Source organism: Geosporobacter ferrireducens, from assembly GCF_001750685.1.
Lineage (GTDB): Bacteria > Bacillota > Clostridia > Peptostreptococcales > Thermotaleaceae > Geosporobacter > Geosporobacter ferrireducens.
On sequence record NZ_CP017269.1, the window covers coordinates 5,203,783 to 5,222,708 of the forward strand.

16 protein-coding genes are annotated in these 18,926 nt (G+C 38.5%); all 16 read left to right on the top strand.

What is annotated here, in order from left to right:
• Window positions 1–27: 27 nt before the first annotated feature.
• The 16 genes from Gferi_RS24430 (at window position 28) to Gferi_RS24505 (ending at window position 18,871) form a co-directional block, all read left to right on the top strand.
• Complete coding sequence (locus tag Gferi_RS24430; protein ID WP_069980729.1) at window positions 28–1,062, top strand: BMP family lipoprotein; 1,035 nt, start codon at window positions 28–30, stop codon at window positions 1,060–1,062.
• Window positions 1,063–1,269: 207 nt separating this feature from the next.
• A complete protein-coding gene (locus Gferi_RS24435) occupies window positions 1,270–2,763 on the top strand; it encodes an ABC transporter ATP-binding protein (RefSeq protein WP_069981591.1) in 1,494 nt (497 codons plus the stop codon).
• Entirely contained in the window at window positions 2,763–3,860 is a 1,098-nt protein-coding gene (locus Gferi_RS24440) for an ABC transporter permease (protein ID WP_069980730.1), read from the top strand. Before Gferi_RS24435 ends, Gferi_RS24440 begins: the two co-directional genes overlap by 1 nt.
• A 3-nt stretch (window positions 3,861–3,863) precedes the next feature.
• Window positions 3,864–4,823, top strand: coding sequence for an ABC transporter permease (locus Gferi_RS24445; protein ID WP_069980731.1), 960 nt, complete (start codon window positions 3,864–3,866; stop codon window positions 4,821–4,823).
• A 162-nt stretch (window positions 4,824–4,985) separates the two neighbouring features.
• Window positions 4,986–6,380 (top strand): RNA polymerase factor sigma-54, encoded by a 1,395-nt coding sequence (gene rpoN, locus Gferi_RS24450; protein ID WP_069980732.1) that lies wholly within the window; start codon window positions 4,986–4,988, stop codon window positions 6,378–6,380.
• 227 nt (window positions 6,381–6,607) lie between these two features.
• On the top strand, window positions 6,608–7,645 hold the full coding sequence (locus Gferi_RS24455; RefSeq protein WP_069980733.1) for a sugar-binding transcriptional regulator: 1,038 nt from the start codon (window positions 6,608–6,610) through the stop codon (window positions 7,643–7,645).
• A gap of 23 nt (window positions 7,646–7,668) precedes the next feature.
• On the top strand, window positions 7,669–8,682 hold the full coding sequence (gene gap, locus Gferi_RS24460) for a type I glyceraldehyde-3-phosphate dehydrogenase (RefSeq protein WP_069980734.1): 1,014 nt from the start codon (window positions 7,669–7,671) through the stop codon (window positions 8,680–8,682).
• A 140-nt stretch (window positions 8,683–8,822) separates the two neighbouring features.
• Entirely contained in the window at window positions 8,823–10,016 is a 1,194-nt protein-coding gene (locus Gferi_RS24465; protein WP_069980735.1) for a phosphoglycerate kinase, read from the top strand.
• Between the two features lie 18 nt (window positions 10,017–10,034).
• Window positions 10,035–10,781 carry a triose-phosphate isomerase gene (gene tpiA / locus Gferi_RS24470; RefSeq protein WP_069980736.1) on the top strand — a complete coding sequence of 249 codons (747 nt, stop codon included), beginning with the start codon at window positions 10,035–10,037 and terminating at the stop codon, window positions 10,779–10,781.
• 28 nt (window positions 10,782–10,809) lie between these two features.
• Window positions 10,810–12,102, top strand: a complete 1,293-nt coding sequence (eno, locus tag Gferi_RS24475) for a phosphopyruvate hydratase (RefSeq protein WP_069980737.1) — start codon at window positions 10,810–10,812, stop codon at window positions 12,100–12,102.
• 164 nt (window positions 12,103–12,266) lie between these two features.
• Window positions 12,267–12,500: a preprotein translocase subunit SecG gene (gene secG, locus Gferi_RS24480; protein WP_069980738.1), complete on the top strand. Its 234-nt coding sequence runs from the start codon at window positions 12,267–12,269 to the stop codon at window positions 12,498–12,500.
• A gap of 63 nt (window positions 12,501–12,563) precedes the next feature.
• The gene (locus Gferi_RS24485; RefSeq protein WP_069980739.1) at window positions 12,564–14,549 is read left to right on the top strand and encodes a sodium-translocating pyrophosphatase; all 1,986 of its coding nucleotides are present in this window, start codon (window positions 12,564–12,566) and stop codon (window positions 14,547–14,549) included.
• 116 nt (window positions 14,550–14,665) lie between these two features.
• Window positions 14,666–14,971, top strand: coding sequence for a DUF1294 domain-containing protein (locus tag Gferi_RS24490; protein WP_069980740.1), 306 nt, complete (start codon window positions 14,666–14,668; stop codon window positions 14,969–14,971).
• An 80-nt stretch (window positions 14,972–15,051) separates the two neighbouring features.
• Window positions 15,052–17,166: a ribonuclease R gene (rnr, locus tag Gferi_RS24495; RefSeq protein ID WP_083273751.1), complete on the top strand. Its 2,115-nt coding sequence runs from the start codon at window positions 15,052–15,054 to the stop codon at window positions 17,164–17,166.
• Between the two features lie 118 nt (window positions 17,167–17,284).
• On the top strand, window positions 17,285–18,106 hold the full coding sequence (locus Gferi_RS24500) for a Cof-type HAD-IIB family hydrolase (RefSeq protein ID WP_069980741.1): 822 nt from the start codon (window positions 17,285–17,287) through the stop codon (window positions 18,104–18,106).
• A gap of 66 nt (window positions 18,107–18,172) precedes the next feature.
• Window positions 18,173–18,871 (top strand): cation:proton antiporter regulatory subunit, encoded by a 699-nt coding sequence (locus tag Gferi_RS24505; protein ID WP_083273753.1) that lies wholly within the window; start codon window positions 18,173–18,175, stop codon window positions 18,869–18,871.
• Window positions 18,872–18,926: the final 55 nt, after the last annotated feature.

An 18,926-nucleotide genomic window follows, 5' to 3' on the forward strand; every position in this document is an offset into this window, starting at 1 on the left:
ACAAAAAAATTAGAGGAGGAATCTTAGATGTTAAGAAAAAGAATGTCAGTATTCTTAGCAATGGTGCTTGTTTTAGGTTTACTTGCCGGCTGTGCACCAAAAGCACCAGCACCACAAGGAGAAACACCAGCACCTGCTGAACAAGCTGTAAAGATTGCCATGGTAACCGACGTAGGCGGTGTAAATGACCGTTCCTTTAACCAATCTGCTTGGGAAGGCTTACAAAGAGCAAAAAGTGAATTAGGTGTTGAAGCTAATTACTTAGAGTCAAGACAAGAAGCAGACTATGAAACAAATATTGAGACATTAGTAGACCAAGGAAATGACTTAGTATGGGGTATCGGTTTCTTAATGGGCAATACAATTGAAGACGCTGCTCAAAATTATCCAGACCAAAAATTTGCTATCATTGACTATGCATATGAAAATACACCTGCAAACTTAGTTGGCGTTGTATTTAAAGAACAAGAGGCATCCTTCTTAGTAGGATATATTGCAGGCAAGATGACAAAGACAAATAAAGTAGGCTTTATCGGTGGAATGGACTTTGATGTAATTCACAGATTCCACTATGGTTTCAAAGCTGGTGTTAAATTTGCAAACCCAGATGCAGAAGTTTTAGAGCAATATGCTGGAGCGTTTGATAAGCCGGCAATTGGTAGAAGTATTGCAGAAGGTATGTATCAACAAGGCGCAGATATCATATTCCATGCTGCTGGAGATACAGGTAATGGTATGATTGAAGTAGCCAGAGAGCAAAATAAATTTGCAATCGGTGTTGATAAGGATCAAAATGCAGATGCACCAGACCATGTAATCACCTCAGCGATGAAGCGTGTTGACAATGCAATGTTTAATATTGCTGAAGAGTTAAAAGACGGAAACTTCCCTGGTGGAACAACAGTGGTTTACGGTTTGGCTGAAGGTGGCGTTGATATCGCTCCTACTTCTGACAAGCATGTACCAGCTGAAATACTAGCCGAAGTTGAGAGCCTAAAAGGAAAAATTGTTAGCGGAGAAATCAAAGTTCCGCAAAGCAAAGAAGAATTTGAAGCACAGTAATAAAAAAATTCAAGCCCAGGACATACGTTCTGGGCTTGAATTTTCAGCGTGAAAATGAGTAGATTTTGTAACCTTTCAATAAGCTGTTGTTATGAATTGACAATTTTAGTATAATAATAAATGCAAATCATTATTTTTCAGTAGTTAGGAGGTATCCTTTTGAATACCCATAAAAAACATATCGATTTTAATACCCCAGTCATTGAAATGAAGGATATTGTGAAGAAATTTGGTGACTTTGTTGCAAATGACCATGTTCAACTTAAGGTACATAAGGGAGAAGTTCATGCTTTGCTTGGGGAGAACGGTGCCGGTAAGTCTACATTGATGAATATCCTCTACGGCTTATATACACCTACCAGTGGAGAAATATGGATTAAGGGAAAGAAGGTAGAAGTGAAAAATCCTAATGTTTCTATTGCCCATGGTGTGGGGATGGTTCATCAGCATTTTATGTTGGTAAAACCCTTTACAGTAGCAGAAAACATCATATTAGGGATGGAACCAACTCTAGGATTCAATCGTGTGAATATGAAAAAAGCCATTGAAGATGTACGAAGTATATCTGAAAAATACGGCTTACAAGTAGATCTGGAAGCAAAAATCGAGGATATTACCGTTGGGATGCAACAGCGGGTAGAGATTTTAAAAGCCCTTTATCGAGGTGCCGATATTTTAATTTTGGACGAACCTACAGCTGTCTTAACACCGCAAGAAATTAAAGAACTTGTTGCAATTATGCATAATCTAACGGAACAAGGAAAATCTATTATTTTAATTACGCATAAATTAAAGGAAATCAAGGCGGCAGCTGATTATTGCACCATCATTCGCAGAGGGAAATATATTGAAACGGTGGACGTAGATACAACCAGTGAAAATGAGTTGGCTTCAATGATGGTTGGAAGAGAAGTCAGCTTTGAGGTTGATAAAGAAGAAAGAGAAGCTGAAGAGGTCGTGCTTAAGATCGAAAATCTTGTAGTAGAAGATAACCGAGGCCAAGAAGCAGTAAAAGGATTGAATCTGGAAGTTCGTTCGGGCGAGATTTTAGGTATTGCCGGCGTAGACGGAAATGGGCAGACAGAACTTATTGAGGCAATTACAGGACTGAGAAAAATTAAAAGTGGAAGAGTATTGATTAATGGAAAAGATATTACAAACAGAACGCCAAGGGAAGTATTTGAAGCGGGGGTTTGTAATATTCCAGAGGATCGGCAAAAACATGGCTTAGTATTGGATTTTACGATTGCAGAAAACATGGTGCTGGAGAATTATCGAAAAGAGCCATTTTCTAAAGGGATAAGACTTAACTTTTCGGAAATTTATGCCTTTGCAGAGAACTTAATGGAAAAGTTTGATGTGAGGCCCCGCAATAAAGCGTTAAAAGCCCGATCATTATCTGGCGGCAATCAACAAAAAGTAATTATTGCAAGAGAGATTACCAATGATCCAGATCTGCTGATTGCAGCTCAACCGACTAGGGGGCTCGACGTAGGTGCAATCGAATTTGTACACCGTTTCCTGGTAGATCAACGAGATAAAAATAAGGCAGTTTTATTGGTTTCTTTTGAGTTGGATGAAGTTATGAGTGTTTCAGATAATATAGCTGTGATTTATGAAGGAACGATCGTTGGAAAAGTTAATGCGAAAGAGACAAATGAGAATCAATTGGGATTGATGATGGCAGGGGGTGAACGCTAATGGAAGCAAATAGCAGAAAAGAAAAACTAAAGAGCTTTGTGATCAATGAGACTTTGGTTTTAACCCTACTGTCTATCATTATGGGACTTTTAGTAGGTGCACTTATTATTTTTCTGTCGGGATATAGTCCTTTAGCGGCTTACCGTTTGATGTTAGAAGGAATATTTTCACAGCCTAGATATATTGCTTGGACTGTGATTCGAGCGACACCACTGATCTTGACGGGTCTGTCTGTTGCTTTTGCATTTCGTACGGGTTTATTTAATATCGGTGCAGAGGGTCAATTTATCATAGGTGCATTAACAGCTGCGTTACTAGGATACTTTTTAAAGCTCCCTTCCATAATACATATCCCTATTGTTTTTTTCGGTGCAGTATTAGCAGCGGCGCTTTGGGGAAGTATTGCCGGATTTTTAAAAGCAAGATTTGGTATTCATGAAGTAATCGCAACCATTATGCTCAACTGGATTGCCCTCTATACGATGAATTTTACCATTGAACAACCAGGATTTAAAAGACCAAATACAGAGGCGTCTTATGATATTCATGAAAGCGCACGTATTTCTATCGCTTGGATGAGAGATCTGCTTGGCCCTGCCACGAAGGTGAATTGGGGAATTATCATCGCTCTGGTGATTACTGGCCTTATTTTTTACCTATTGTTTAAAACTACCATCGGATATGAATTGCGGGCTGTAGGTTTCAATAAGGACGCCGCTAAGTATGGCGGCATCAATGTAAATAGAAGTATTATACTCTCCATGGCCATTGCAGGAGCATTGTCAGGGGCAGCAGGTGCTATACATGTTATGGGAGTGTCCTTTCGAGTCTCTATTTTGGCGGCCATGGAAGGAAACGGGTTTAACGGCATTGCTGTTGCATTGATTGGAAATAACAATCCTTTTGGTGTGGTGTTATCGGCATTCCTTTTTGGAGGATTAACTTATGGGGGAAGCAAAATGCAAACCATTGGAGTACCGACGGAAGTTATCAATATTGTAATCGGATCCATTATTTTCTTTATTGCTACCTATAGGATTTTTAGGCATGTCCTAATCCTATTCAATCGAAAAAAACTCCAAAAGGAGGTTCAATAGACGATGAGAGATTTGGCTTTTATTTTGGCAACTACACTCATGTATTCAACACCCCTGATCTATGGAGCTTTAGGAGCTGTGTTCTCAGAAAATTCAGGTGTAGTCAATATTGGAATTGAAGGCATGATGACTATCGGTGCTTTTTCAGGAGCTGCATCCACTTATATCCTTGCACAAACCTATGGACATTTATGGTGGGTGCCATGGATTGGGTTTTTGATAGGAGGCTTGGCAGGTGGACTGTTTGGTCTTCTTCATGCGATTGCTTCGGTTAGTTTTCATGCGGACCAAACAGTTTCTGGGATTGCAATTAATTTCCTAGCACCAGGGTTTGCTTTATTTCTATCCAGAAGGCTGTTCCAAAATGCTACGACGACACCGCCGATTCCTTTAGATGCAAAGCTTCCAAGACCTTTGAACCAATTTTTTGAGGCAGGGAGTATTCCTGGAATTATATTTAATCAATATGCTTCAGTCTATATTGCTTTTATATTAGTACTTATATCTTGGTATGTACTATACAAAACCAAGCTTGGGTTACGGATTCGTGCCGTAGGGGAGCATCCAAAGGCAGCGGATACCCTTGGTGTAAATGTACAGCGAATACGGTATTTTTCAGTAATATTATCAGGTATTTTGGCAGGATGGGGTGGTGCTTCCCTGAGTATGGCTATTGTAGCTTCCTTTAGGCCAACGCTGATATCCGGTCAGGGGTTTATTGCAATGGCAGCAATGATTTTCGGTAAATGGAAGCCCCATGGGGCTATGCTGGCGTGCCTGTTATTTGGCGCTACAACAGGCATCCAAATTTATTTGGGAAGTCCGCAAGTAGGACTGCAGGTATCTACAAATTTACTTTCAATGATTCCCTACATTATTACATTGATTGTGTTGATGGGTTTTGTTGGGAAAGCAGTGGCACCGGCGGCAGATGGTATTCCCTATGAAAAAGGCGATCAGTAGGCAGGAGAAGTTCCTGCCTATTTTCCGTCTTTCGAGCAAATTGTGGAACAAGCTTTATTTAACAATAATTTAATGGTATAATATTACGTAAATAGGTATGATTCTTGTATGTGACTATAGAATATAACAAGCAAAGCAGTGTGTAGAGGAGGGAGATAAACGATGAAAATAGGGTTTCATTTAAACATTGAACAGATCCAGAAGCTTGTAATGACACCTGAATTAAAACAAGCAATACAAATTTTACAATATAATACTCAGGAATTAAATCAGTTTATCGATGAACAACTGTTGACAAACCCTGTATTAGATATATCTCCTACTGCAGAGAGTGATACCGTTCAGAAAACGGAAAAACCGGAAAAAATAGAGAAGGATGAAATCGACTGGAAGGAATATTTTAGAGAATATGATGATATTAGCTATCGCCAAACATCATCGAGAGAACAAAAAGAAGATATTTCTTTCGAACAATTCGTTTCAACGGATACTTCACTAACGGATCATTTACTCTTTCAGCTACAGTTTTCCATTTTAAAAAGTCAATATAAGAATGTAGCAAAATTTATTATAGAGAGCTTAGATAGAAATGGCTATCTAACTATGGATATAGGAGAGATTGCAGCTTATTTTCAAGTGAGCAATCAAATTATTGAAAATATATTGTCTATTGTACAAACTTTTGACCCTCCAGGCATTGCAGCCAGGAACTTAAAGGAATGTCTGCTCATTCAGTTAAAACAAAAGGGAGTAGAGAACCCTAAAATATTTGAGATCGTCACGACCCATTTAGATGATTTAGCAGAAAACAGGCTGGCGAATATCTCTAAGGATCTCAATATATCTCCAAAGGAAGTACAGGAAATTGCAGATTTTATCAAAACGCTGGAACCTAAGCCCGGAAGGCTCTTTAGTTCCGATGACGATATTAAATATATAACACCGGATGTATCTGTAGAGAAAATTGACGGAGAATATATCGTTATTGTAAATGACTCAACTGCACCAAGATTATCGATTAGTAGCTACTATAAACGATTATTGATGCATGAAGAGAAAGACTCCAATACTTCTAAATTTCTTACAGATAAGCTGAACTCGGCTATGTGGCTGATTAAAAGCATTGAACAGAGAAGGCAAACGATTTACAAAGTTGTTAAGGCGATTGTAGAATATCAGCTAGAATTTTTTGAAAATGGAAAAAGAAGCCTAAAACCTTTAACGCTGAAACAGATTGCAGAAGAAGTAGGCGTTCATGAGTCAACGGTTAGCCGCGCAGTTAATGGAAAGTATATGCAGACGCCAAGAGGGACTTTTGAGATTAAATTCTTTTTTACTAGTGGCGTATCTAATCAAGAAGGCGAAGGCGTTGCTTCACAAAGTATTAAGAGTATGATTAGGGAAATGATTGAGGAAGAGAATCACCAAAAACCTTTGAGTGATCAAATCATCGCAGAAATGTTGCAGGAAAAAGGCATTAACATTTCACGAAGAACAGTGGCAAAGTATAGAGATGAAATGAATATTCTATCTTCATCTAAGAGAAAACGGTATTAAGGGCGTAAATTTTACGCTCTTTTTTATGTTAAAAACGTTTTCTGGACATTTTCAAGCAAAATGCTTTTTTCAGCTATTGCTTTTTATAGAAATATATACTAAAATATGGTTAGGATATTTTTTTGTTTCAATAGGGACTAAAAATGACTATAGGGACGAATAAAGTCCCGTACATAAGGGCTATACTGAAAAGTATAGCAGATTGGAGGGGTGGCGAAAAGTCCAGTATGAGAGAAGATTTTGATTTAGAAAAATTGTTTGATCTTCAGAAGAAAATTATCCCAGAGCTGATTAACACATTGATTGAAAGATATAATATACTGAGACTGATCTATTTCCACCAGCCCATTGGACGGAGGAATCTTTCCGCAGCTCTTGGCATGGGGGAAAGAGTAATTCGTGGAGAAGTTAATTTTTTAAAGGAACAAGGGTTCATCGAAATCAAAGCAGAAGGAATGAATACAACAGAACTTGGAGAGAATACTCTGGAGACGCTAAAACACTTTATCCATAGGTTCAAAGGATTGACAAGCATTGAAGATCAAATTGAAAAAAGATTAAATATTAAGAAGGCAATTATTGTACCAGGCAATGCAAATGAAGATCCTATGGTATTAAGAGAAATTGGAAAGGTAACTTCTGCTTATCTGAAATCTCTACTACGACCCAATACAGTGGTCGGTGTTACCGGAGGCCGTACAATGGCTACAATTGCTGAAGAAATGGTTGAGGACACTACTAAGAAAATGAATATAACCGTGATTCCAGCCAGAGGAGGCCTGGGAAAAGATGTAGAGAAACAAGCCAATACGATCGCAGCAAGCCTTGCAAAAAAGCTGGGAGGTTCCTATAAGCTTTTATATATGCCGGATCATATATCCAAAGACATTTTGACTAGCTTATACGAAGACCCGCATATAAGGGATGCCATGGATTTTGTTCAAAAAATTGAAGTATTACTTTTTGGTATTGGAAGAGCGGATAAGATGGCCTCTAGAAGGGGATTGTCCCAGGATAAAATTGAAGAATTGATTCAACACAGCGCTGTGGCAGAAGCCTTTGGCTACTATTTTAACAAAAATGGTGAAATTGTAGAAGAAATTAATACGATTGGGGTCAGCTTAAATCATTATAAAGAGTTGAAACATATCATCGGCGCTGCTACGGGTGTAGAAAAGGCAGAGGCTGTGATGGCCATCAGTAAATTGAATCCCAATATGGTTTTGGTGATTGATGAAGGGTTAGCTATAGAAATTTTGAAATAGATTAATTTAAAGGAGGAAGATTTATGAGTGTAAAAGTTGGTATTAACGGATTTGGAAGAATAGGAAGAAATGCATTCAAGATTGCCTTTGAAGGTCAGCAAAATGATTTTGAGATCGTAGCAATTAATGATTTGACTGATGCAGAAACTTTAGCACATTTATTGAAGTATGACAGCTGCTTTGGTAAATTTAATGGTACAGTAGAAGTAAAAGAAAATGCATTAATCGTTAATGGAAAAGAAGTAAAAATCTTTGCAGAAAAAGATCCTGAAAATATTCCGTGGGGACAATTGGGTGTTGATATTGTTGTTGAATCAACAGGTGTCTTCACTCAAAAAGATAAAGCAATGAAGCATGTTAAGGCGGGTGCAAAAAAGGTTATCATTTCTGCTCCAGCAAAAGATGAAGATATTACAATCGTAATGGGTGTAAATCAAGACAAGTATGATCCTGCAAACCATCATATTATTTCTAATGCTTCTTGTACTACAAACTGCTTAGCACCTTTTGCAAAAGTAATCGATGAGAAATTCGGAATCAAAAAAGGATTAATGACAACCGTTCATGCTTATACAAATGACCAAAGAATCTTAGATCTTCCACACAAAGATTTACGAAGAGCCAGAGCTGCTGCTGAATCTATTATTCCTACTACAACAGGTGCAGCAAAAGCAGTTGCGCTTGTATTGCCGCAATTAAAAGGAAAATTAAATGGATTTGCCATGAGAGTACCTACGCCTACAGTTTCTGTAGTAGATTTAGTGTGCGAATTAGATAAAAATACAACTGCTGAAGAAATCAATGAAGCGTTAAAAGCAGCAGCGGATAGTGAGTTGAAAGGAATCATGGGCTTTAGCGATGAGCCGCTAGTATCGATTGATTACAGACAGGATCCGCGCTCCTCTATCGTTGATGGATTATCTACTATGGTAATCGATGGGAACCTTGCAAAAATCGTATCATGGTATGATAACGAGTGGGGATACTCTGCAAGAATAGTAGACCTAATCAGCTTCATGGTGAAAAAAGGATTATAGGCACCAATGGGGTCCAATCTTAGAAAAACAAGATTGGACTTCCTTTTGAATTATAAGGATAACGATGTACAATATTCCCCTTAAGTAGGAGAACATTGATTTAAACCGGAAACCCCTATCGATTGAGGAGAGGTGAAAACATGATAAATAAAAAAAACATTGAAGATGTAGCCGTACGGGGCAAAAAAATACTGGTACGTTGTGACTTTAATGTACCAATGGATGCAGATAAAAACATTACGGATGATATCAGAATTCGTGGTGCACTGCCGACGGTCAAGTATTTAGTGAATAATGGCGCCCGCGTAATATTAATGTCTCACTTAGGAAGACCTAAAGGTGAAGCAAATAAAAAATATTCGCTGGAGCCTGTTGCGAAACGATTGGCAGAACTACTAAATCAAGAAGTTGTTTTTGCAGCAGATGATATTGTAGTTGGAGAAAGTGCAAAAAAAGCTGTTGCAGAAATGAAGGATGGAGAAGTTGTACTACTGGAAAATGTTCGATTTAGAAAAGAAGAAGAGAAGAACAATCCGGATTTTTCTAAGGAATTGGCCAGCCTAGGTGAAATCTTTGTAAACGATGCCTTTGGAACAGCCCATAGAGCGCACTCCTCTACTGCAGGGATTGCTGATTATCTTCCTTGTGTTTCTGGTTATCTGATCCAAAAAGAAATTGAAATCATGGGAATGGCGTTACATAATCCGAATAGACCTTTCGTTGCGATTTTAGGCGGTGCTAAGGTTTCCGATAAAATCGGCGTCATTACAAATTTACTTGAAAAAGTAGATACACTCATTGTGGGCGGAGGTATGGCCTTTACCTTCCTGAAAGCAATGGGAAATGAAATCGGGAAGTCATTGCTGGAAGAGGATAAGCTGGAATTAGCAAGAGAGCTAATGGAAAAGGCTGCTGCAAAAGGCGTGAAACTGTTGTTGCCAGTGGACGTAGTGGTGGCTGCTGAATTTAAGGCGGATGCAGATCATAAGACAGTAGATGTAGCAGAAATTCCTGCAGATATGATGGGTCTGGATATTGGTCCAAAGACAGTAGATTATTTTGCTAAAGTGATTAAAGAAGCACAAACAGTAATTTGGAACGGACCCATGGGCGTATTTGAGATGCCGGCTTTTGCAGTGGGTACAGAAGATGTGGCCAAGGCTGTATCTGAAAGTAAAGGAACAACCATTATTGGTGGTGGAGATAGCGCTGCCGCAGTAGAACAATTGGGCTATGCCGATAAAATGACACATATTTCTACCGGGGGCGGCGCATCCCTTGAATTTCTAGAGGGAATTGAACTGCCCGGAATCGCAGTGATTCAAGATAAATAGTTTCAAGGAGGGGAAAAAATGAGAATACCCATTATTGCAGGAAACTGGAAAATGCACAAAACAGCTTCTGAAGCTGTTCAGTTTGTTGAGCGTATTAAAGAGCAGGTAAAGGGTACTGATGTAGAGGTGGTCTTATGCACGCCGTATACACTTTTATATCCTGTAAAAGAAGCTATTAAAGGTACGAATATCAAGCTGTCTGCACAAAATATGCACTGGGAAGATCAAGGGGCATATACTGGCGAAGTATCACCGCTGATGTTAAAGGAACTGGGTGTAGAGTATTGTATCATTGGACATTCAGAGAGAAGGCTATACTTCAATGAAACTGATGAAACCGTAAATAAAAAAGTCCATGCAGCACTAAAGCACAATATAAAGCCCATTATATGTGTAGGTGAAACTTTAGAGCAGCGTGAGAGCGGGCAAACAAATACCTTAGTAAAGAATCAAGTTGTAAAGGCCTTTGAAGGGGTTCCAGGAGACCGTGTTGCGGAAATCGTAATTGCTTATGAGCCGATATGGGCCATCGGAACCGGAAAAACAGCTACATCTGAGCAGGCAAATGAAGCCATTTATAATATACGGGAAGTGATACGAGAGCTATACGGCGAAGAAGTCTATACAGAAATCAGAATCCAATATGGTGGCAGTGTGAAGCCGGATAATATTGAAGAAATCATGAATCAAGAAGATATTGACGGAGCACTGGTAGGCGGCGCTAGCCTCAAGCCAGATGATTATGTAGCGTTAGTAAACTTTTAAATATGCAAATTGAAAGGAGAAGATACAAATGTCAACGACAATTATCGATGTATATGCACGGGAAGTATTAGATTCAAGAGGGAATCCTACTGTTGAGGTGGAGGTATATTTAGAAGATGGATCCATGGGAAGAGCCATTGTTCCTTCAGGAGCATCTACAGGAGCTTTCGAAGCAGTTGAATTAAGAGATGGCGACAAGGGAAGATACTTAGGTAAAGGTGTACTTGATGCGGTTGATAATGTAAACAACATTATTGCCCCGGAAATCATGGATATGGATGCATTGGATCAAGTGGCCGTTGATATGACCATGATCGAATTGGACGGAACACCGAATAAAGGTAAATTAGGTGCAAATGCAATCTTAGGTGTATCTATGGCTGTAGCAAGAGCAGCTGCAGAATCATTAGGATTACCATTGTTTCAATATCTTGGCGGTGTTAATGCCAAAACATTGCCTGTACCAATGATGAACATATTAAATGGTGGACAGCATGCAGATAATAATGTAGATATTCAAGAGTTCATGGTAATGCCAGTAGGTGCGCCAAACTTTAGAGAAGCATTGAGAATGGGAACTGAAATCCTTCACAACTTAAAGAAGGTTTTAAAGGATAAAGGCTTAAATACCGGAGTTGGCGACGAAGGTGGTTTTGCACCAAACCTAACTTCTAACGAAGAAGCACTGCAGGTAATCATTGAAGCGATTAAAAAGGCTGGCTATGAGCCAGGAAAAGATGTAATGCTGGCAATTGATGCTGCTGCGTCTTCTTTCTATAACCAAGCAGAGAAAAAATATGATTTAGCAGGAGAAGGTGTTGTAAAAACATCTGAAGAGATGGTAGCTTTCTATGAAGACCTTGTAAATCGTTATCCAATTATCTCTATTGAAGATGGATTAGATGAAGAAGATTGGGATGGCTGGAGATTGATGAATGAAAGATTAGGTAAGAAGATTCAAATCGTTGGAGATGATATTTTTGTAACCAATACAGAAAGATTATCTAAAGGAATTGAAACAAAGGCTGCAAATTCTATTCTAATTAAATTAAACCAAATCGGAACCATCACAGAAACCCTGGATACGATCGAAATGGCAAAACGAGCAGGCTTTACTGCAGTTGTATCCCATAGATCCGGAGAAACTGAAGATGCTACGATTGCAGATTTAGTAGTAGCTGTAAATGCAGGACAGATTAAAACAGGAGCGCCACAGAGAACAGATAGGGTTGCAAAATACAATCAATTGTTAAGAATTGAAGAAATGCTGGATTTCACTTCTAAGTATGCGGGAATGAGTGCATTCTATAATTTAAAGTAAGAAGAGTATAGCCTTAGAAATATTTAGCAATAATATAAGGGTAGAGAAATCTACCCTTATATTATTTTATAAGGAATTTTAAAGTGTGATAAAATAATATTTATTGATTTTGAAAAGTAGCTATGTTAAAATATGTATGTTAATTACACGGAGGAGGTGGAATAATGAGAATAGCATTTATGATTATACAAGTAATTGCGAGTCTTGTATTAATTGTTAGCATTCTTTTGCAATCTGGAAAAAGTGCTGGTTTATCCGGTTCAATTGCTGGTGGAGCTGAGCAGCTTTGGGGAAAGCAAAAAGGCAGAGGGTATGAAGATTTATTAAGTAGAGTGACGACAATAGGGGCAGCAGCTTTTATTATTTGTTCTCTCATACTTGTGTATTTACAACAGTAATTGTATTTAGGAAACACTAGAGTCAGTTGTAATGGATCTAGGAAATAAAAGGAGGCAAAATAGATGGATTTTTCAGTTATTGCACCGATAGTCGGTGTAATTGCACTTGTATTTGCTTATATGCTTGCAACGAAGATTGATAAGGTTGAGGTAGGTACGGATCGAATGAAGGAGATTTCTTCATATATTCATGAAGGATCAATGGCCTTCTTAACAAGAGAGTATAAGTCGCTTACTATTTTTGCAGGTATTTTATTTGTAGTATTGGCTTTTGGCATTAATCTATTGACAGCAGTTTGCTTCTTGATCGGTGCACTTTTCTCTGCACTTGCCGGATTCTTTGGTATGCAGGTTGCTACAAAGGCAAATGTAAGAACTGCAAATGCAGCAAGAGAGGGTGGTATGAATAAAGCACTAGGCGTAGCATTTAATGGTGGTGCTGTAATGGGGATGTCCGTAGTTGGATTAGGACTTATTGGTGTTGGTGGACTTTATTTACTCATTGGACAACCTGAAATCATTACTGGATTTGGACTAGGTGCTTCTTCTATCGCACTTTTCGGTCGTGTTGGCGGAGGTATTTATACAAAAGCTGCAGACGTTGGTGCTGACCTGGTAGGTAAAGTAGAAGCCGGAATACCTGAGGATGATCCTAGAAATCCTGCTGTTATCGCTGACAATGTAGGAGATAACGTAGGGGATGTTGCCGGAATGGGTGCTGACTTATTTGAGTCTTATGTGGGTTCTATCATTTCAGCCATTACCTTAGGGGTTGTCATTCCAAATATCGATCCTGTTAATGGTGCAATGTTCCCATTGGCCTTAGCATCTCTTGGAATTATTGCTTCTATCGTCGGTTCCCTATTTGTAAAGGGTGATGAAAACACAAATCCACAAAAAGCATTAAAATTTGGTACCTATGTAAGTGGCGTGATTGTAATTGTAGGTGCTTTCTTCTTGAGTAGAGCGTTATTTGGTGATTTAAAAGCCTTTGCAGCAATTGCTTCTGGATTAATTGTAGGTATAATTATCGGATCCTTGACAGAAATTTACACATCTGGTGACTATAAACATGTAAAGAAAATTGCACAGCAATCAGAGACTGGTCCTGCGACTACTATTATTAGCGGTTTGGCTGTAGGAATGTACTCAACAGCTTTACCAATCCTATTTATCTCAGCGGGTATTTTGATCGCTTTCAAATTCTTTGGTTTATATGGTATTGCCCTTGCGGCAGTAGGTATGCTTTCCACAGCAGGTATCACTGTAGCCGTTGATGCTTATGGTCCCATTGCAGATAACGCAGGTGGTATTGCAGAAATGTCAGAACTTCCAAAGACTGTTCGTGCAATTACAGATAAACTAGACGCAGTAGGAAATACAACTGCAGCAATTGGAAAAGGTTTTGCTATCGGTTCTGCAGCGTTAACTGCGTTGGCATTGTTTGCGTCTTATTCACAGGTTGTACAGCTTGAAAAAATAGATATATTAGATCCTTTGGTAGTTATCGGCTTATTAATTGGTGGTATGCTGCCGTTCCTATTCTCTGCGATGACGATGGAGTCCGTAGGAAAAGCAGCTTTCCAAATGATCGAAGAAGTAAGAAGACAGTTTAGAGAAATACCAGGCATCATGGAAGGAAAAGCAAAGCCTGATTATGCTAGATGCGTTGATATCAGTACAGCCGCAGCATTGAAAGAAATGCTTATCCCTGGTATCATGGCGGTTGCGGCACCTGTTGCAACTGGGTTTATTCTCGGACCTGAGGCTTTAGGCGGATTATTAGCCGGCGCCCTTGTTTCCGGGGTATTGTTGGCAATCATGATGGCCAATGCAGGCGGAGCTTGGGATAATGCAAAGAAATATATCGAGTCAGGATTCCACGGTGGAAAAGGCAGCGAGCCACACAAGGCTGCTGTTGTTGGAGATACAGTTGGAGATCCGTTCAAGGATACTTCCGGCCCTTCTATTAACATCCTAATCAAGCTGATGACAATCGTAGCCCTTGTATTTGCTCCATTGTTCCTAAAGTTTGGAGGATTACTGTAAAAAACATTACACTCCCTGAATGAATCAGGGAGTGTTTATTTTTTAATAAATACTTACTTAATCTGTAATTATGATATAATACAGTTGCATGATTATGAGGCAAGGAGGCAATAGCGATGTCTATTTATGAGCTATTCAAGACCAAGGAAGTTTATATAGGATTATATATTCTATTCATAAACACGGCGGGATTTATCATTACTGCTTTAGATAAGTATTATGCGAAAACACATCGATGGAGAATTGCAGAAAAGTTCTTCTTTATCGTTTCCCTAATGGGAGGTGCCGCTGGAGTATTGATGGGAATGAAGGTTATTCGACATAAAACTCTGCATAAATCCTTTACAATCGGCATACCATTCTTGTTTATAATGAATATAGGCTGCCTTCTTCTATATATCTATGTTTTCTATTTAAAATAATTAAATATTTATCTATTTAAGGGGTAAAATAGAATATGAGGTTGTATTATCAGGAGTAAAATAGGATCGGAGGAGTTATTTTGGATCATAAAGAAAAAATCCTGGAATTTATGAGGGAAAAAGCTTATAGTCCCATGTTAGAAAGTGAGCTAGCTCTGGCATTAAATATTCAACAAAGTGAAATTGGAGAATTTTATTCTATACTGGATGAAATGGAGAAAGTAGGCCAAATCATCAAAACAAAGAAGAATCGATATGCAGCTCCTGAAAGAATGAATTTAGCAGTAGGAAAATTGCAGCAGCATGGAAAAGGCTTTGGCTTTGTGTTATCTGAATTGCAAGGATATCCTGATGTCTTTATCCCTGCTAGTGATATCAATGGTGCTATGCACAACGACCGTGTTATTGCAAGAATTACGAAAAAAAGCAATGATGGGAAAAAGTCTGAGGGGGAAATTATTAGAATTATTTCCAGAGCAAACAATGAAATTGTTGGAACTTTTGAAAGCAGTAAAAACTTTGGATTTGTTGTACCGGATGATGCAAGAATCAATATGGATATATATATTCCCAAAAGTGAGTTTAATGGAGCAAAAGACGGATATAAAGTAGTCGCGCAGCTTACACGCTGGCCTGAACCTCGTAGGAATCCTGAGGGAAAAGTAATTGAAGTGCTAGGACATAAGGATGATGTGGGTACCGATATTGTATCCATTATCCGAAAATATAAGCTGCCAGAAGAGTTTCCTAAGAAGGTTGAAGACGAAGCCGCTGCTATTCCGGAAATCGTGCCGGAAGAAGAGATTGCTCGGCGGAGAGATTTACGTAATGACAGAATTGTAACCATAGACGGTGCCGATGCAAAAGACTTGGATGATGCGGTATCGGTGAAAAAGCTCCCAAACGGCAACTATATGTTAGGAGTACATATCGCAGATGTAACACACTATGTAAAAGAAGGCAAGCCGTTAGACAAGGAAGCCTTAAAACGTGCTACCAGTGTATATCTAGTAGACCGTGTAATTCCCATGCTGCCAAGAAAGCTGTCCAATGGGGTCTGCAGCTTAAATCCAAAGGTAGACCGCCTTACTTTATCTGTATCTATGGAAATTGATCATCGAGGAAACGTGGTAAATCATGAGGTTTTTGAAAGTGTGATCAAAACAGCTGAGCGCATGACCTATACCGATGTATCGGATATATTAGAAAAAGATGATCAAGAACTAAAAAAACGATATGATTACTTATTAGACGACTTTTACTTAATGGAAGAGCTAAGTAAAATGCTTAGAAAAAGAAGAGACAGTAGAGGAAGCATAGACTTTGATTTCGATGAGTCAAAAATTATACTGGACGAAAGCGGTAAACCTATAGAAATCAAAAAAGCAGAGAGACGCATTGCCAATAGAATCATCGAGGAATTTATGTTGATTTGCAATGAAACCGTTGCCGAGCATTATTACTGGTCGAATACACCTTTTGTATATCGGATTCATGAGGACCCTGATTCAGAAAAAATCGAGGCTTTTAATAAATTTATTCATAATTTTGGCTATCACCTCAAGGGTCTTGGTCACGAAGTGCATCCAAAAGCACTACAAGATCTATTGCATAATGTAGAAGGTAAGAAAGAAGAGCGAATCATCAACACATTGATGTTGAGATCACTAAAACAAGCAAAATATTCTCCGGAAAATGCAGGTCACTTTGGCTTGGCAGCACAATATTATTGCCATTTTACATCACCGATCCGAAGATATCCAGACCTGCAAATTCACCGGATCATCAAAGAAACACTGCAAGGAAAGCTAACGGGAAAAAGAATTGATAAACTTAAGAAGATCGTCCAAAATGCAGCAGATCAATCCTCTGAAAGAGAGCGGGTTGCAGTAGAGGCAGAGCGTGAAACCGACGATCTGAAAAAAGCAGAATATATGACCTATCACCTTGAAGAAGAATTTGAAGGTATCATTAGCAGCGTAGTGTCCTTCGGTATGTTTGTAGAATTGGACAATACCATCGAGGGATTGGTTCGCATCAGTTCTTTGGTAGATGACTATTATATCTACGATCAAGAAAATTTACTATTTAGGGGAGAAAGAACAAAGAAAACCTATCGGATCGGTGATGAAGTTCGCGTGAAAGTCATAAAAGCAGATGTGTCGCAAAAGGAAATAGACTTTATGCTAATGTAACACCATAAGAATAGGCACACCCTGGTGTGTCTATTCTTATGCAGAAAACTTTTTTGAAGTATTTTGTCCTTTAGTCTAAATGGTGTATAATGGAAAAGGAGAAAGAGGAGGGATTTATATGAGCTATAGACTCGTGGTAACAGATATGGACGGTACATTATTAAATGGTGAAGGAAAGGTTTCGGAAGAAAACCAAAGAATCTTTAAAGTACTTCACGATAAAGGAATTCATGTGGCAGTAGCTACAGGGAGAATCTATACCTCTGCTAGGGTTTTTGCAAGATATTTGGGCATTAAAACCCCTATCATCGCCTGCAATGGCGCGATTGTAAAAGATTTAAAAGATAATCGCATAATTTATGAAAATCACTTGTCGACAGAAGATTGCTTGAGAATAGTGGATATCTGCCGAAAATATGATTTGTACTATCACTTTTATTCTCAAGAAACCTTCTATACAGAAAAGTTAGATAGAGGTTCCTTAAAATATTCGGAGTGGAACAAAACCTTAAAGGAAGAAGATCGAATTGATATTCGTATTATAGAAGATACCTATGAAACTATAAAAAACAAAGCAGACCGTGTATACAAATTTCAGGTCGTTAGTGACGATATGAATATTTTGACTCAAGCGAGAGAAGCACTTGAAAACATAGAAACGATTTCTGTCAGCAAATCGTGGCATAATAACATAGAGATGATGAATAAAGGGGTTTCTAAAGGCATAGCAGTTAAAAGCTTGGCAGAATCGTTGGGTGTGAAGCAGGAAGAAGTGATCTGTTTTGGAGATAATGAAAATGACATTAGTATGTTAGAATATGCAGGGCTAGGCGTTGCCATGGGGAATGCCGATGAAATTGTAAAAGAACGTGCGAACTATGTTACGCTAACCAATGATGAAGATGGGGTTGCAGCAGCTATAAAAAAATTTGTATTATAGTTTGTTTTTTTATTCTCCTATTAGGCGTATATATGAATATAGCCTTTTGAAAGGGAGGAGAGAGACTTGGGTATATTATATGGACTGACCATCATTTTATTTCTTTTGCTGATCGTAGAAATATTAGCGATTGCTTTAAAAGTCACTGGACTGGATATGGATAAGGCTAGATTCCAGGTCATATCGATCATTACCAATACTGGATTTACAACCAGGGAATCGGAGCTGATCACCCAACACCCTACAAGAAGGCGAATTGCGCAGATATTAATGCTGATTAGTTATGTTGGAACGGCCACCCTTATTGCTTTTATTTTGAATATCCTTAACATTTTATCTAGGGGTGAAGGGTTTCTATATCTAGTTTTTGGAGTAGCAAGCGTGATTTTACTGATACTATTCTTATCTAGAAACCGTTGGATTCTAAGGCGTATAGAACGTTACATCGAAAAGCAGTTAAAAAAGAAAATGGATCGAAATAATAAAAGGCGTACTGTGGAAGAAGTATTAAAGCTAAACGGCGAATATGGGGTGGCCGAGTTTATTATTGAAGATAGCAGTGGATTAGTTGGAACTGTTCTAGAGGAGTCTGATTTAAAAAGAAGATATATTCAAGTGCTTAATATCGATAGAGGGTCTCATATCATCCATTTTCCCAACAGCAAATTTGTATTTCAACAAGGAGATAAAGTAGTAGTCTACGGGCAGCTAGAAAATATTAAAGCACTGATTTTGGAACAGATCAGTGACCATATAGGTGCTTGACATAATATTAATTTCATGGTATTATAATCAACAGACCTTATAAAGATTACCCTTT

Bases quoted from the DNA above. Each gene is read 5' to 3' on its own strand.
- Gferi_RS24430 (WP_069980729.1), top strand. From the start codon at position 28: ATGTTAAGAAAAAGAATGTCAGTATTCTTAGCAATGGTGCTTGTTTTA.
- Gferi_RS24435 (WP_069981591.1), top strand. From the start codon at position 1,270: ATGAAGGATATTGTGAAGAAATTTGGTGACTTTGTTGCAAATGACCAT.
- Gferi_RS24440 (WP_069980730.1), top strand. From the start codon at position 2,763: ATGGAAGCAAATAGCAGAAAAGAAAAACTAAAGAGCTTTGTGATCAAT.
- Gferi_RS24445 (WP_069980731.1), top strand. From the start codon at position 3,864: ATGAGAGATTTGGCTTTTATTTTGGCAACTACACTCATGTATTCAACA.
- rpoN (WP_069980732.1), top strand. From the start codon at position 4,986: ATGAAAATAGGGTTTCATTTAAACATTGAACAGATCCAGAAGCTTGTA.
- Gferi_RS24455 (WP_069980733.1), top strand. From the start codon at position 6,608: ATGAGAGAAGATTTTGATTTAGAAAAATTGTTTGATCTTCAGAAGAAA.
- gap (WP_069980734.1), top strand. From the start codon at position 7,669: ATGAGTGTAAAAGTTGGTATTAACGGATTTGGAAGAATAGGAAGAAAT.
- Gferi_RS24465 (WP_069980735.1), top strand. From the start codon at position 8,823: ATGATAAATAAAAAAAACATTGAAGATGTAGCCGTACGGGGCAAAAAA.
- tpiA (WP_069980736.1), top strand. From the start codon at position 10,035: ATGAGAATACCCATTATTGCAGGAAACTGGAAAATGCACAAAACAGCT.
- eno (WP_069980737.1), top strand. From the start codon at position 10,810: ATGTCAACGACAATTATCGATGTATATGCACGGGAAGTATTAGATTCA.
- secG (WP_069980738.1), top strand. From the start codon at position 12,267: ATGAGAATAGCATTTATGATTATACAAGTAATTGCGAGTCTTGTATTA.
- Gferi_RS24485 (WP_069980739.1), top strand. From the start codon at position 12,564: ATGGATTTTTCAGTTATTGCACCGATAGTCGGTGTAATTGCACTTGTA.
- Gferi_RS24490 (WP_069980740.1), top strand. From the start codon at position 14,666: ATGTCTATTTATGAGCTATTCAAGACCAAGGAAGTTTATATAGGATTA.
- Gferi_RS24500 (WP_069980741.1), top strand. From the start codon at position 17,285: ATGAGCTATAGACTCGTGGTAACAGATATGGACGGTACATTATTAAAT.